11 protein-coding genes and 1 tRNA gene are annotated in these 14,308 nt (G+C 67.5%); 6 read left to right on the top strand and 6 right to left on the bottom strand.

Annotated elements, in window-relative coordinates; all coding sequences use genetic code 11:
• Positions 1-404: 404 nt before the first annotated feature.
• The 3 genes from ACIBCK_RS01315 (at position 405) to ACIBCK_RS01305 (ending at position 4,536) form a co-directional block, all read left to right on the top strand.
• Positions 405-1,796, top strand: coding sequence for a pyridoxal phosphate-dependent decarboxylase family protein (locus ACIBCK_RS01315; protein ID WP_399386032.1), 1,392 nt, complete (start codon positions 405-407; stop codon positions 1,794-1,796).
• The gene (locus tag ACIBCK_RS01310; RefSeq protein ID WP_399386031.1) at positions 1,793-3,238 is read left to right on the top strand and encodes a lysine N(6)-hydroxylase/L-ornithine N(5)-oxygenase family protein; all 1,446 of its coding nucleotides are present in this window, start codon (positions 1,793-1,795) and stop codon (positions 3,236-3,238) included. The genes ACIBCK_RS01315 and ACIBCK_RS01310 overlap by 4 nt, the downstream gene beginning before the upstream one ends.
• Before the next feature lie 116 nt (positions 3,239-3,354).
• Complete coding sequence (locus tag ACIBCK_RS01305) at positions 3,355-4,536, top strand: GDSL-type esterase/lipase family protein (RefSeq protein ID WP_399386030.1); 1,182 nt, start codon at positions 3,355-3,357, stop codon at positions 4,534-4,536.
• A gap of 10 nt (positions 4,537-4,546) precedes the next feature.
• Here the strand turns inward: ACIBCK_RS01305 and ACIBCK_RS01300 are convergent, their stop codons facing one another.
• Positions 4,547-6,352, bottom strand: coding sequence for a bifunctional metallophosphatase/5'-nucleotidase (locus ACIBCK_RS01300; protein ID WP_399386029.1), 1,806 nt, complete (start codon positions 6,350-6,352; stop codon positions 4,547-4,549).
• 150 nt (positions 6,353-6,502) lie between these two features.
• Here ACIBCK_RS01300 and ACIBCK_RS01295 point away from each other — a divergent pair, with 150 nt between their 5' ends.
• Both ACIBCK_RS01295 and pyk read left to right on the top strand, forming a co-directional pair.
• Positions 6,503-7,216 carry an SIMPL domain-containing protein gene (locus tag ACIBCK_RS01295; protein ID WP_399386028.1) on the top strand — a complete coding sequence of 238 codons (714 nt, stop codon included), beginning with the start codon at positions 6,503-6,505 and terminating at the stop codon, positions 7,214-7,216.
• A 176-nt stretch (positions 7,217-7,392) separates the two neighbouring features.
• A complete protein-coding gene (gene pyk / locus ACIBCK_RS01290; protein WP_399386027.1) occupies positions 7,393-8,829 on the top strand; it encodes a pyruvate kinase in 1,437 nt (478 codons plus the stop codon).
• A 67-nt stretch (positions 8,830-8,896) separates the two neighbouring features.
• On the opposite strand, the gene ACIBCK_RS01285 is transcribed toward pyk, so the two are convergent.
• The 3 genes from ACIBCK_RS01285 to ACIBCK_RS01275 all read right to left on the bottom strand — a co-directional run bounded on the left by ACIBCK_RS01285 (position 8,897) and on the right by ACIBCK_RS01275 (position 11,886).
• Positions 8,897-10,798, bottom strand: a complete 1,902-nt coding sequence (locus ACIBCK_RS01285; protein ID WP_399386026.1) for an alkyl/aryl-sulfatase — start codon at positions 10,796-10,798, stop codon at positions 8,897-8,899.
• A 142-nt stretch (positions 10,799-10,940) separates the two neighbouring features.
• Positions 10,941-11,720, bottom strand: a complete 780-nt coding sequence (locus ACIBCK_RS01280) for a helix-turn-helix domain-containing protein (protein WP_399386025.1) — start codon at positions 11,718-11,720, stop codon at positions 10,941-10,943.
• A gap of 83 nt (positions 11,721-11,803) precedes the next feature.
• Positions 11,804-11,886, bottom strand: a tRNA-Leu gene (locus ACIBCK_RS01275).
• 98 nt (positions 11,887-11,984) lie between these two features.
• On the opposite strand from ACIBCK_RS01275, the gene ACIBCK_RS01270 reads away from it, so the two are divergent.
• Positions 11,985-12,641: a response regulator gene (locus ACIBCK_RS01270; RefSeq protein ID WP_367040817.1), complete on the top strand. Its 657-nt coding sequence runs from the start codon at positions 11,985-11,987 to the stop codon at positions 12,639-12,641.
• 84 nt (positions 12,642-12,725) lie between these two features.
• Here ACIBCK_RS01270 and ACIBCK_RS01265 read toward each other — a convergent pair whose 3' ends face one another.
• Both ACIBCK_RS01265 and ACIBCK_RS01260 read right to left on the bottom strand, forming a co-directional pair.
• Positions 12,726-13,442: an ABC transporter ATP-binding protein gene (locus ACIBCK_RS01265; protein ID WP_399386024.1), complete on the bottom strand. Its 717-nt coding sequence runs from the start codon at positions 13,440-13,442 to the stop codon at positions 12,726-12,728.
• Entirely contained in the window at positions 13,439-14,308 is an 870-nt protein-coding gene (locus tag ACIBCK_RS01260; RefSeq protein WP_399386023.1) for an ABC transporter ATP-binding protein, read from the bottom strand. The genes ACIBCK_RS01265 and ACIBCK_RS01260 overlap by 4 nt, the downstream gene beginning before the upstream one ends.

Here is a 14,308-nt window from a genome sequence, read left to right as displayed (position 1 = left end):
CGTAGGGGGCGCGGGGAACGGCGCGAGCAACGACGACGGACCCGCAGACGACCCGCGACGGGGGCGCCCCGCAGGGGCGCGAGGAACGGCGCGAGCAACGACGACGGACCCGCAGGGATTCCACGGCGGGTTGCGCCCCGTAGGGGCGCGAGGAACGGCGCGAGCAACCAGAGCGGACCCGCAGGCAATCCACGACGGGGGCGCCCGGAAGGGGCGCGGGGAACGGCGCGCCCAGCCACGGCGGACCCGCAGCCGAATTCCGCCTATCAGGCCCCGCCGCACCCCGCGCCTTCTCCACGCGGCAGTACCACTTTCGGGTTCGGATCGTTGAGCTCTCCGGGCGTGCCGTCCACTCGGCGGACAGGCTGGTCGTCCCCGCCCACGCGCACCCGAAGGACGTCGCCATGAGCACTCCGCCACCCCTCGCCGGAGGAGCCCAAGGACCCGACGCGCTACCCCCCTTGCTCACCGCCACCCTCGACGCCCTGCGCACCGGAACAACCGCCCGCGGCGGACCGCTCCCCGCGGGCGGCCCCACCGCGGTCGCCGCCCGGGTCCGCGAGGCCACCGGCGACGTACTGCCCGCCAGAGGCGAAGGCGCCGAAGCGGCCCTGCGCACCCTGGTCCACGCGCTGGCGGAAGGCGCCGCCGACCCCGCGGACGCCCTCTGCGCCGCCCACCTGCACTGCCCACCCCTCGCCCTGGCCGTCGCCGCCGACCTGGCCGCCTCCGCACTCAACCCCTCCATGGACTCCTGGGACCAGGCCCCCGCGGCCTCGGAGATCGAAACCCTGGTCACCCGCGCCCTCGCGACCGAGGCGTACGGACCCGGCAGGGCGGACGCCCTCGTCACCACCGGCGGCACGGAGTCCAACCAGCTCGCCCTGCTCCTCGCCCGCGAGCGCACCGCCGCGCACGGCCCCGTCCAGCTCATCACCGGCGCGAACGCCCACCACTCCCTCGGCCGCGCGGCCTGGCTCCTCGGCATGCCGGAACCGGTCACCATCCCCGCGCCCGCAGGCGTACTCGACCCGGCCGCACTCGACGAGGCCCTGGCCGAACTCAACGGCCCACCCGGCACCTTCCTCGTCGCCGCCACCGCAGGCACCACCGACGCCGGACTCATCGACCCCATCGACCAGATCGCCGGCCTCTGCGCGGACCACGGCGCCCGCCTGCACATCGACGCCGCGTACGGCGGCCCGCTGCTCTTCAGCGACGTGCGAAGAGACCTCCTGCACGGCATGGAACGCGCCGACAGCATCACCTTCGACCTGCACAAGCTCGGCTGGCAACCCGTCGCCGCCGGCCTGCTCCTGGTCCGTGACGGCCACGACCTCACCGCGCTCGGCCACCACGCCGACTACCTCAACGCGGGCGACGACACCGAAGCAGGCCTCCCCGACCTCCTCGGCCGCTCCCTGCGCACCACACGCCGGCCCGACGCACTCAAGATCGCCGTCACCCTCAAGGCCCTCGGCCGCGAAGGGATCGGCGCGCTCGTCGACCAAGTCTGCGACCAAGCACAGGAGTTCGCCGCACTCGTCGCCGCGCACCCCGGCTTCGAGCTGTACGACCTGCCCGTCATCAGCACCGTCCTGTTCAGGCCCGTCGACGCCGACGACGACCACATCGCCTACGTCAGGCGGGAACTGCTCGCCCAAGGCCGAGCCGTGCTCGGCCGGGCCACGATCAGCGGACGCCGCTGGCTCAAGGCCACCCTGCTCAACCCGCACACCCGGCCCGGCGACCTCGCCGAGCTCCTGAAGCTCGTGGAAGGAACCACCCCCCGATGACCGGCCAGAACGACAAGCCCGCCCCGCCGCTCACCACCCCCGAGGACCCCCGGGACCTGGTCGGCATCGGCATCGGCCCCTCCAACCTCTCCCTCGCCGCCCTCGCCCAGCCCCTGACCGGCCTCGACACCGCCTTCTACGAACAGCGGCCGGGCTTCCACTGGCACCCCGGGCTCCTCATCGACGGCGCGAGCCTCCAAGTGCCCTTCCTCGCGGACCTGGTGACCCTCGCCGACCCGGCGAGCCCCTGGTCCTTCCTCAACTACCTCAAGACCCGAGAGCGGCTCTTCCCCTTCTACTTCGCCGAGCGATTCCACATCCAGCGCGCCGAATACGACGCGTACTGCCGCTGGGTCAGCGAGAACCTGCCCGCCCTGCACTTCGGGCACCAGGTCGACGCCGTCCGCTGGAACCCCGAACGGGACCTCTTCGAAGTCGACTTCACCCAACTCGACGCCGAAGGCGAAGCCGAAGCGCTCGGCCGCACGTACACGAAGAACATCGCCGTGGGCGTCGGCACCGCACCCCACATCCCCGACCCCCTGAAGCCCCTCGCCGAAGCCCCCGCCGTCCCCGTGATCCACTCCGCGGACTACCTCCTGCACCGCGACCGGCTCCTGGCCGCCGACCACGTCACCGTCATCGGCTCGGGCCAGTCCGGCGCCGAGGTCTTCCTCGACCTGCTCAAGCACCGCCCGGTGGGCGCCGAGAAGATCCACTGGCTCGCCCGCACCGAGGCCTTCGCACCCATGGAGTACTCCAAGCTCGGCCTGGAACACTTCACCCCCGACTACACCCGCTACTTCCACTCCCTGCCCGAAGCCGTGCGCGACGGCCTCGTCCCCCACCAGTGGCAGCTCCACAAGGGCATCGACGCCGACACCATCGCCGCCATCCACGACGAGCTCTACCAGCGCACCCTCCACGGCGGCTGGCCCGACGCCGTCCTCACCCCGGGCGTCTGCGTACGCACCGCGGGCCGCGTCGCCACCACCCGCGTGGAACTCCACCTCGAACACCTCCAGCAGGGCACCCGCTCCCGCCTCACCACGGACGCCGTCGTCCTCGCCACCGGCTACCGCGAGCGCCCCCTCGACCAACTCCTCGCCGGCCTCGACCCCTACATGCGCCGGGACTCCTCGGAACGCCCCCGCATCGACGAGGAGTACCGCCTCGTCCTCGACCCCTCCATCACCGCCACCGGCAACCACATCTACGTACAGAACGCCGAACGCCACACCCACGGCGTCGGCGCCCCCGACCTCGGCCTCGCCGCCTGGCGCAGCGCCACCATCCTCAACTCCCTCACGGACACACCCCCTTACCCGCTCCCGCAACGCACCGCGTTCACCAGCTTCGGCCTCCAGGAAACCCCGGCTCGCCGCCCCACGGGCCTGATCGGCGAACAACGCGGCAGCAACCTCGTACGCCTCAAGAACTGACCGAGCGGCGATGGGGGGTATTGTCCGCCCCCAAGCGCCGCCACACCGCCGAATATTCCCGCACGAAATACGCCGCCCAGCGAAATACTGGCCCCGCCGACCCTGTTCAGCCGATCATGACCACAGACCTCAAGGCCTCCTGGACCGCCGCCTTCCGTTCCGCCGTCGTCAGCCCCCACGAACACATCGACCTCTTCGAACTCCGGGGCTTCGCCGGCCAGACCGTACGCCAGATACTCCGCCTCGACGGCGGCGGCGAAGCCGTGCGCGTCCGGCTCACCAACCGCTACGGCACAGAGCCCCTCCACATCGGCGGCGCCCGCCTCGCCCGACGCACCGAAGGCAGCGGCATCGAGTCCGGCAGCGATGTCCCGGTGCGCTTCGGCGGCGCCGAGGACTTCACCGTCCCGGCCGGGGAGGAGATCGTGAGCGACCCCGTCGAGGGCACCGTCGCCGCCGGAGACGAATTGGCCCTCAGCCTCTGGCTGCCCGATGACACCGGCCTGTCCACCTACTCGGCCGTGCCCCTGCGCACCGGCTACGCCGTGCCCGGCAACGCCCTCACCGCGCCGACCCTGGACGGCATCGAAGGCCTTGAGGAGCTGGCGACACGCCACTTCATCACCGGCATCGACGTGCTCGCCCCACCCGCGACCCCCGTCGCCGTGGCCTTCGGTGACTCCTGGTTCGAGGGCGCAGGCACCACCCCCGACACCGACCACCGCTTCCCCGACCTCCTGAACGAACGCCTGCGCGCCGCCGGACACACCGGATGGGTGGTGAACCAGGGCATCTCCGCGAACCGGCTGCTCACCGACGAGATCGGCGAACATGGCCTGGCCCGCCTCGACCGCGACGCCCTGGACGTGCCCGGCGTCACCCACGTCCTGGTCCACTTCGGCCTCAACGACCTCGGCGTCCCCGGCCAGGAGGCATACCCGCAGGCCGCGCCCATCCCCTCCGCCGAGGACCTCATCGCGGGCTTCACCGCCCTCGCCGACCGGATCCACGCGGCGGGACTGACCGCCGTCGCCACCACCGTCGGCCCGTTCAAGGACACCATCTTCGAGGGCTACTCCACCCCCGAGGGCGTCGCCGTCGCCCGCCAGGTCAACGACTGGATACGAGGCGCCGACAGCCCCTACGACGCCTACGCCGACCTCGCCGCCGCCGTCGCGGACCCCGCCGACCCCGACCGGATCCACGATGCCTACGACAGCGGCGACGGCCTGCACGTCAACGACGCAGGCGCGCAGGCCCTCGCCGACGCCGTCGACCTCGCGGCCCTGAAGGCCTGACCGAACACGGTCAGAACACCGGCGTACCGTCCCGGGTCAGCTTCCAGTCCACCGACGCGAACTGGGCCGGGTCCACCGTCCCCTTCGCCTGCACCCACTGAATGATCGTGTTGCGGATCTCGTCCGAGTTCGCCCACAGCTGCTTGGCGGCGGCCACATGCGGGAAGTTGCCGCCGCCGCTCGCACGGTAGTTGTTCACCGCCAGCACGAACTCGGCCTTCGGGTCGATCTCCTTGCCGTCGAAGCTGAGCTTCGCGATCCGGGAACCCGCGGGCTTGGCGATGTCGATCTCGTACGTCACGCCGTAGAGCGCGTCGTAGTTGTAGTCCGGGATGTTGTCCGCGTTCGTCAGCTTCGCCGGGTCCACGGGGGCGCCGGCCGCCGTCCGCACGTAGTAGCGCGCCGAGAACTCCAGATACTCCTTGAGCTGCGCACCCGTGACGAGCCGCGCCTCAAGGGTGTTCTCGAACGGGTAGAGACCCGCCGCGTCCTTGATCGTCACCTCGCCCGCCGGGATACCCGCCGTACGCGAGAAGCACGAAGCCTGCGACAGCACGGGCAGCGCCGCGTACTGGCCGCCCTTGAGTGCCTCCTTGACCGTCTCAGCCTGGACATGGCTGATCAGGTCGATGATCGCGACATCCTTGTACGGGCCTTCGGCCGTGCTCATCGCCTGCGTCGACGTACCGATGACCTGGTTGACGTAACCGACGACCTTCTTGTGCTCGTCGGCCAGCAGCCGCGTGATCTTCCTGTCCTCCGCCGCCGCATTGGAGTTGAGGACCTGCGCGCCGACCTTCTCCACCGTCCAGCGGCCCTTGGACCACACCAGATCGAAGTCGAACAGCGTCAGGCGCTGGCCCCACTTCAACGGCTCGGACAGGACGACCTTCTTGCCGGTCTCTTTGTTCTCCACGAAGTACTCGGCGATCTCCGTGTGCGCGTGCCCGACCAGAATCGCGTCGATACCGGGTACCTGCTCGGCCACCAGACCCGCCGCGTTCTCGATGTGCGGGAGCTGATCACCGTACGAGGACGTTCCGCTGGAACCGGAGTGCGCCGAGACGATCACCACGTCCGCGCCCATGGAACGCAGCTTCGGCACCCACTTCGCCGCCTGCTCCTCAAGGCCCGGGAACGTCATCTTGCCCTGCACGTTCGCCTTGTCCCAGATCGCGATACCGGGGTTCGTCAGGCCGAGGACCGCCACCTTCACGTCACGCCCGTGCGGAGTACGAAGGCGCTTCATGAAGTACGGCGGGAAAGCGGGCCGCTGCGTCTTCGCGTCAAGGGCGTTGGCGCCGAGCAGCGGAAAGTCACACTGCTCCTCGAACTTCCGCAGCACGGGAATGCCGTAATTGAACTCGTGGTTCCCGAGCGCCGCCGCGTCATAGCCGATGCTGTTCATCGCCTGCGCCATCGGGTGGACCGGGCCCCGCTTCGCCGTGATCGGATCGATCTTGGCGTAGTAATAAGAGAGTTGGGTGCCCTGAATGGTGTCGCCCGCGTCGATCAGGAGCGTGTTGCGGCGGCCTCTCTCCTCACGGATCTCGTCCACGAGAGTGGAAATCTTCGCCAGGCCCACGTCGTTGTGGTCCTTGTCGTCGAACTCCTTGTCCGTGAAGTAGTCCCAGTTGAAGACATTGCCGTGCAGATCCGTCGTGCCCATGACGGTGAACGAATACCGCTTCTTCCGCCGGGCGGGCTTCGCGGCTGCCTGCGCCGACACGGCGGGCGCGACGGCCACGCCGCCCGCGAGCGCCACACCCGTGGCGACGGCGGACTTGCCCAGGAACTTCCGGCGGTTCAGCGGCATTTCATACTCCCCTTGGACCTCAGGTCGACCGACGTAACGCGCGTAGATGACGCGCGTAGATTCTGACCCCGACCGGCCCACCGGCAACAGACCCCGCAGGTTTCGATCCGATGACTGTCCGGTGCCGCCCCCCAGTGCAAGAGTGGCCGCATGGACGACACCACCCCCACCCCGGCCCCCTACGGCACCCCCGGCGCCCCCCGCCTGGCCGTGAAGGGCGAAGCCCACCTCGAAGTCGACCCCGAGATCGCCCGCATCGGCATCACCGTCAGCGCACGCGGCACCGACCGACGCGACGCCCTGAACGACCTCACGCGCCGCAACGCAGGCGTCATCGACCTCGTGAAAACCTACGGCGAATCCGTCGAGACCCTGGAGACCGGCGCCTTCTCCATCAGCCCCGAACTGACCAAACACGGCCGCGGCGAACGCATCCGCGCCTACCACGGCCGCGTCCACATCACCGCCGAACTCACCGACTTCACCGCACTCGGCGAACTCACCACCCGCCTCGCCGACCTCGAACTGACCCACGTCGACGGCCCCTACTGGGCTCTGCGCCCCGACTCACCCACCCACCGCGACGCCCGACAGCAGGCCGTCAGGGAAGCAGTGCAGCGGGGCAGGGAGTACGCGGACGCGCTCGGAACCACCCTCGCCGCCCTCGTCGAACTCGCCGACATCGGCGCCGAGAACGCCCAGCCCTACGGCTACGGCGGCCCCACCCCCACCATGCGCACCGTCGCCTACGGCGGCGCCGCCGACATGGGCCAGGAAGCCGCACCCCTCGACCTCGAACCCCAGCGACAACACGTCTACGCACAAGTCAACGCGCGCTTCACGATGACACCACCACAGCTGTAGACACGGAGAGACTCCGTAGCCACGAAGGGACTTCACGTCGCGGGGCGGACCGTACATCGCTCATCAGAGCAGCGCCCCGCACAATTCAACACTTGTCAATAACCTTTCATGCAAAGGTTGTTGAGTAGTCATGCCCAACCAATTCGCTACCGGCCGGTAAGGCCTAGGCTCGAAGCATGCGCCGAGCAAAAATCGTCTGCACCCTGGGCCCCGCCACCGACTCGTACGACCAGATCAAGGCACTGGTCGAAGCCGGAATGGACGTAGCCCGCTTCAACCTCAGCCACGGCACGTACGCCGAGCACGAGGAGCGCTACCAGCGCGTACGCAAGGCATCCGACGAGACCGGCCGCAGCGTCGGCATCCTCGCCGACCTTCAAGGCCCGAAGATCCGCCTCGGCCGCTTCAGCGAAGGACCCGTACTCCTCGAACGCGGCGACGAGTTCACCATCACCGTCGAAGACGGCGTCGAAGGCGACCGACAGACCTGCGGCACCACCTACGACGGCCTCGCCGAAGACGTCACCCCCGGCGAACGCATCCTCGTCGACGATGGCAAAGTGACCCTCGAGGTCACCGCGGTCGACGGGCCCCGCGTCACCACCACCGTCGTCGAAGGCGGCATGGTCTCCGACCACAAGGGACTCAACCTCCCCGGCGTCGCCGTCTCCGTCCCCGCCCTCTCCGACAAGGACGAGGCCGACCTGCGCTGGGCCCTGCGTTCAGGATTCGACGTCATCGCCCTCTCCTTCGTACGCAGCGGACGCGACATCGAGGCCGTACACCGCATCATGGACGAGGAAGGCCGCCGCCTCCCCGTCATCGCCAAGATCGAGAAGCCGCAGGCCGTCGAGAACATCGACGACATCGTCGCCGCCTTCGACGCCATCATGGTCGCCCGCGGCGACCTCGGCGTCGAAATGCCCCTCGAACAGGTGCCGATCGTCCAGAAGCGAGCCATCAAACTCGCCAAGCGCAACGCCAAACCCGTCATCGTCGCCACCCAGATGCTCGACTCGATGATCGACAACTCCCGCCCCACAAGGGCCGAGGCAAGCGACGTCGCCAACGCCGTCATCGACGGCACCGACGCCGTCATGCTCTCCGGCGAGACCAGCGTCGGCAAATACCCCATCGAGACCGTCCGCACCATGGGCCGCATCGTCGAAGCCGCCGAGGAAGACATCCTCGCCAAGGGCCTCCCGCCGCTCACCGAGCGGAACAAGCCCCGCACCCAGGGCGGTGCCGTAGCCCGCGCCGCCGCCGAAATGGGCGACTTCCTCGGCGCCAAATTCCTCGTCGCCTTCACCCAGTCCGGCGACACCGTCCGCCGCCTCTCGCGCTACCGCTCGCCCATCCCACTCCTCGCCTTCACCCCCGACCGATCCACCCGCTCACAACTCAACCTCACCTGGGGAGTGGAAACCTTCCTCGGCCCACACGTCGACTCCACCGACGCCATGGTCCGCCAGGTCGACGAACTCCTCCTCAAGTACGGCCGCTGCGAAAAAGGCGACGTCGTCGTCATCACCGCAGGCTCCCCACCCGGAGTCGCCGGCTCCACCAACCTCGTACGCATCCACCACATCGGCGAGGACGACAGCCCCCAGTAGGAGGACTGTCCACAGGGACCGAGGGGCCGCTCCCGGGGAGCGGCCCCTCGCGCGTATGAGGGGCCGCCTAGGGCGTCACGATGGCGAACCCCGGATCAGGCTTCTCCACCACGCCCAGCAGATCGGTGAGAAGCGAGACGTCACCCTCCACCTTGATGTCACCAAGCCCCTTACCCCCCAGCATCGCCAGCAACTGCGGCTTGGTCATCGTCAACGTAACCCCCGCACCCGGGTCCTTCGCCGCATCGCTGCGATACGTCAACACCCCATGCCGCAACGTCAGATGCCACACCTTGCCGAGCGCCGGAAGACTCCAGTCCATCCGCAGCTCCAACTCCCACGCCTTCGGACCATTCACACGAATCGCCACGGAGTCGATCAACTGATCCACGGAGAGCGCCATCAACATGTCAGCGCTCACCACAGAGGTGGGGGAGCCCTGCACACCCTCACGCAACTCCTGAGCACCCATCAGATAGAAGTTCCGCCACACGGCATTCTCCGAAGCCTGACCCAACTCCACGTACAGCCGGGCAAGTTCGGACTTGGCGGCCTTGTGGTGGGGGTCCGCGAACACCACATGATTGAGCAAAGTCACCGCGAACCGCAGATCGCCGCCCTTCGCGAACACCCTGGCTTTGGCGACCGTAGCCGTACGACCCCCCATCGCCTTGACGTACCGCTTGGCCTCCTCGATAGGAGGGTGCTCCCACAGGTGCGCTGGGTTGCCGTCGAACCACCCCATGTACCGCTGATAAATGCCCTTCACGTTATGACTCAGCGACCCGTAATACCCACGATTCGCCCACACCCCCGCAAGCGCCGGCGGCAACTCGATCTCCTCGGCGATCTCCCGCCCCGTCATCCCCGCATTGATCATCCGCAACGTCTGATCATGCATGTACGCATACAGATCCCGCTGCTGCTCAAGCAGCTCCACAATCGTGTCCCCACCCCACGTAGGCCAATGATGCGAGGCGAAGGCGACATCGACCCGCCCATCGAAGAGCACGACAGACTCATTCAGATAATGCGCCCACTGCCGGGCATCCCGCACCTGCGCGCCACGCAACGTAATGATGTTGTGCATCGTGTGCGTCGCGTTCTCCGCCATACAGACCGCACGCAAGTCCGGCAGCACGAAATTCATCTCGGCCGGCGCCTCGGTCCCCGGCGTCATCTGAAACTCGAACCGCACCCCGTCGACCGTCTCCACCTGACCGGTCTCGGTGACGTCCTTGGTCGGCGGAATCAACCCGATCGACCCCACGGAAACGGACTGCCCCAGCCCACAACCAATCTGCCCAGCAGGCGACTTGGGCAGCAACGCACCGTACATGTACCCGGAGCGCCGCTGCATGGCAGTCCCGGCATACACATTCTCCGAGACGGCATGCTCCATGAAACCGTCAGGAGCGAGGATCGGCACCTCACCGGCCCCATCCGGCAGCACGCCACGGCAGCCGCCGAAGTGATCGACGTGCGGATGGGTGTAGATGAGCCCGGTGACCTTCTTGTCACCGCGGTGCGCGCGGTACAGCTTGAGCGCGGCGGCAGCGGTCTCCGCCGAGATCAGCGGATCGATCACGACGACACCGGTGTCACCCTCGATGAGGGTCATGTTCGACAGATCGAGGCCACGCACCTGATACACACGGTCGGTGACCTTGTAGAGCCCCTGCTTCGACACCAGCCGCGACTGCCGCCACAGGCTCTTGTGCGCGGTCTTGGGCGCGTCCTTCTTGAGGAAGTCGTACGCGTCGCCATCCCAGACGACCTGGCCCTTGGCGTTCTTCACAACACCCGGGGTGAGGGCCGCGATGAACCCCTTGTCGGCATCGGCGAAGTCGTCCCCGCCCTTGCGTGTGCCCTCACGGTCGACGGCGGATGCGGTCTGCGGATTCATGGCCACGGCTGCCGCGGCGGCACCTGCGGCGGCGACGAAGGTACGCCGGTTCAAGGGAGTCATGCGGCCGAAGATCGCAGCGGGGTGCGGGGCGGGGCAAGGGTTTCCGGGGGATTTGGGGCAGCTCCCAGGGAGGGCGGGGGAGGGGAGTGACGCGTCATATTGCGTGGGTGGGGGTGGGGCGGTACTTCGGGCGGTATCGCGGTCAGTACTTGGGGCCTACGTGGGCGTCCATGAGGGCTACTGATGCCCTTCGGGCGACGGAGACGTTGTACGGGCTGCCGTTACGGGTGCAGTTCCTCCACTCGACGCCGAGCTTGTCGAGGGTGTCGGTGTAGAGCTTCCGGATGTCGTCGGAGACGTTGGTGAACCAGTACCTCGGATACTCGTAGCGTTTGCGCTCGCCACCGACCAGACGGGTCGTCCAGTTGATGTTCCTGCAGCCGTCGGAGTGGATGAGGCCGCGGACAAAGTCCCAGGGATGGGCGTCGACGATGTCCTGTTGCCAGGGTTCGAGGGCGATCCGGCGCTCGTGCTTCTTACCGGGCCCGTGCTGGGGAAACATGCAGGTCCAGTGCTTGCTGTAGGACTTCACTTCGGTACACCCCGATCGACTGCGCGGCTTGACGCTGGGGAGTGGCATGACCCGGCGCATGGCTTCTGCAGCGGCTGAGACCAGGCCGGTTTGCTCCGCGTTGCAGAAGATCGACAAGTGGTGCTGCCTGGGTTTCGAGATGATGTGGCCGTCTCCCAGGTAGAGGCCCAGAAGATAGGCGTACGCGATTTCGTCGAACCCGCGGCCGGTGCACCGCGGGCAGTCCGTCGGTTGCCTGTACTTCTCGCCGTGTGCTCGCCGATCTTCACTGCGCCACCATCCGATCGTCCCCCGCGGAACACCGAGACGATCGGCGACGATGCGGTTGGGGATGCCCAGACGCATCGAACTGACGGCCAGGACGCGAATGGCAGTGCTGTGTTGTTCCATGCAGCTACTCTGCGTGAGGCACCGCTGCTCCGGGCAGGAAAAAGCGGACATTCACGAGAACGTGAACATCCGCTTTCTTCGGGTGCCGGGTGCGGGATTCGAACCCGCAAGCCCTTTCAGGCAGAGGTGTTTGAGACCTCCGTGTATACCGTTCCACCAACCCGGCCAGCCACTGCCGGAACTATACCGGGTCACCGTGGCGCGCTGCAGCTAGGTAGGCTGGCGAGGCAGCAATACCTGCCCGGCCCGCACCTAGGAGCCCCCGTGACTTCCCCCGAGTCGCCCCAGCCCGTAGCCGATGACGACGACAAGTCGCACGTGCCTCCGCTGACGACCCGTGTCGTCATCGCCGAGGACGAGGCTCTCATCCGGCTCGACCTCAAGGAGATGCTCGAGGAAGAGGGTTACACCGTCGTCGGTGAGGCCGGTGACGGGGAGAAAGCCGTCGAGCTGGCCCGCGAGCACCAGCCGGACCTGGTGATCCTTGACGTGAAGATGCCCGTCATGGACGGCATCTCGGCGGCCGAGAAGATCGCCGAGGAAAGCATTGCCCCGGTGCTCATGCTGACCGCGTTCTCGCAGCGTGACCTGGTGGAGCGGGCCAGGGACGCGGGCGCGATGGCGTACCTGGTGAAGCCGTTCAGCAAGACCGACGTCGTGCCCGCGATCGAGATGGCTGTCTCGCGCTTCGCTGAGCTGAAGACGCTGGAGAGTGAGGTCGCGGACCTCACCTTGCGGCTGGAGACGCGGAAGCTGGTGGACCGTGCGAAGTCGATTCTTCAGACGGAGTACGGCTTGACGGAGCCCGCCGCGTTTCGCTGGATCCAGAAGACGTCGATGGACCGGCGGCTTTCGATGCAGCAGGTCGCGGAGGCTGTCATTGAGGATGCCGACGAGAAGAAGGCGGCCAAGGGGCAGTAGCCCCCCGGTCCTCAGGACGCGTACGAGAAGGGCCCGCACCCCGAAGCCGGGGTGCGGGCCCTTTCCGTATGCCGGGACGGAGTCCTAGTCCTCGCCGAGGTACGCCTTGCGCACGGATTCGTCGTGCAGCAGGTGGTTGCCGGTTCCGGAGAGGACGATCTTGCCGACCTCCATGACGTGACCGTGGTCGGCGAGCGAGAGCGCCGCCTGGGCGTTCTGCTCGACGAGGAGAATGGTCGTGCCCTGGGATTTGAGTTCGGCGATGGTCGCCATGATCTTCTGCATCATGATCGGTGACAGGCCCATGGAGGGTTCGTCGAGCATGAGCAGTTTGGGCTGGGACATGAGGGCGCGGCCCATGGCGAGCATTTGTTGTTCGCCGCCGGAGAGTGTGCCCGCTGCTTGCTTTCTGCGTTCTCCGAGGATGGGGAAGAGTTCGTAGGCGCGCGCGATGTCCTTTTCGATGGCGGCTTTGTCGCTGCGCAGATATGCGCCGAGTCGCAGATTGTTCTCGATCGTCATGCGGGGGAAGATGTGCCGGCCCTCGGGAGAGTGGGCGAGGCCGAGCGAGACGATCTGGTCGGCGCGGTATTTCCGCAGTGCTTTCCCGTTGAATTTGATGGAGCCGCCGACCGGCTTGAGCAGTCCGGACAGGGTGCGCAGCGTGGTGGTCTTGCCTGCGCCGTTGGTGCCGATCAGGGTGACGACCTCGCCGGCCTCGACCTTGAAGGAGATGCCTTTGACGGCTTCGATCTTGCCGTAGGCGACCTTGAGGTCCTCGACTTCGAGCAGTGCGGTCATCGGTTGTTCTCCTCGTTGCCCGTGGCGTCGGCTTCTGTGCTGCCGGGGGCTCCTTCGAAGGGTTCGCCCAGGTAGGCGGCGATGACGCGGTCGTCCTGTTGGACGGTTTCGCTGCTGCCCTCGACGAGTTTTTCGCCTTGGACGAGTACGGCTACGCGGTCGCACAGGTTGAAGATGAAGCGCATGTCGTGCTCGATGACGAGGACGGCGATGCCCATGTCCCGGATGGCGAGGACGAGTTCTTCGGTGGCGCGGGTTTCTTGGGGGTTCATGCCGGCGGTGGGCTCGTCCAGGAGGAGGAGGCCGGGTTCGCTTGCCAGTGCGCGGGCGATTTCCAGCTTGCGTTGTTCGCCGTAGGGGAGGTTGCGGGAGAGGTGTTCGGCCTTGTCGGCGAGGCCGACGAACTCGAGGAGTTCCAGGGCGCGTTCCCTGGACTTGGCCTCGGCCTTGTGGAAGCCGGGTCCGCGCAGGAGGGCTGACCAGAGGCCTTCTTTGGTGCGTGTGTGGCGGCCGACGAGGACGTTTTCCAGGACGGTCATGTTGGCGAACAGACGGATGTTCTGGAAGGTGCGGGCCACGCCGGCCGCGGTGACCTTGAAGGATTTGCTGGGCAGGACCTTGTCCTTGTACCGGACTTCGCCCTCGGTGGGGATGTAGAGGCCGGTGAGGCAGTTGAAGAAGGTGGTTTTGCCGGCGCCGTTGGGTCCGATGAGGCCGACGATTTCGCCGCTGTTGACGGTGAGGTCGACGGAGCGTACGGCGGTGAGGCCGCCGAATCGCATCGTGACGCCGCGGGCGTCCAGGACGGTCTGCCCGGCCGGTGTCGCGGCGGGGTTGTCCTTGCTGGTGGTGGTGTCGGTGGTCAT

It is taken from the genome of Streptomyces sp. NPDC051218 (assembly GCF_044455475.1).
Lineage (GTDB): Bacteria > Actinomycetota > Actinomycetes > Streptomycetales > Streptomycetaceae > Streptomyces.
This window is presented reverse-complemented; position numbering and strand designations above follow the sequence as displayed.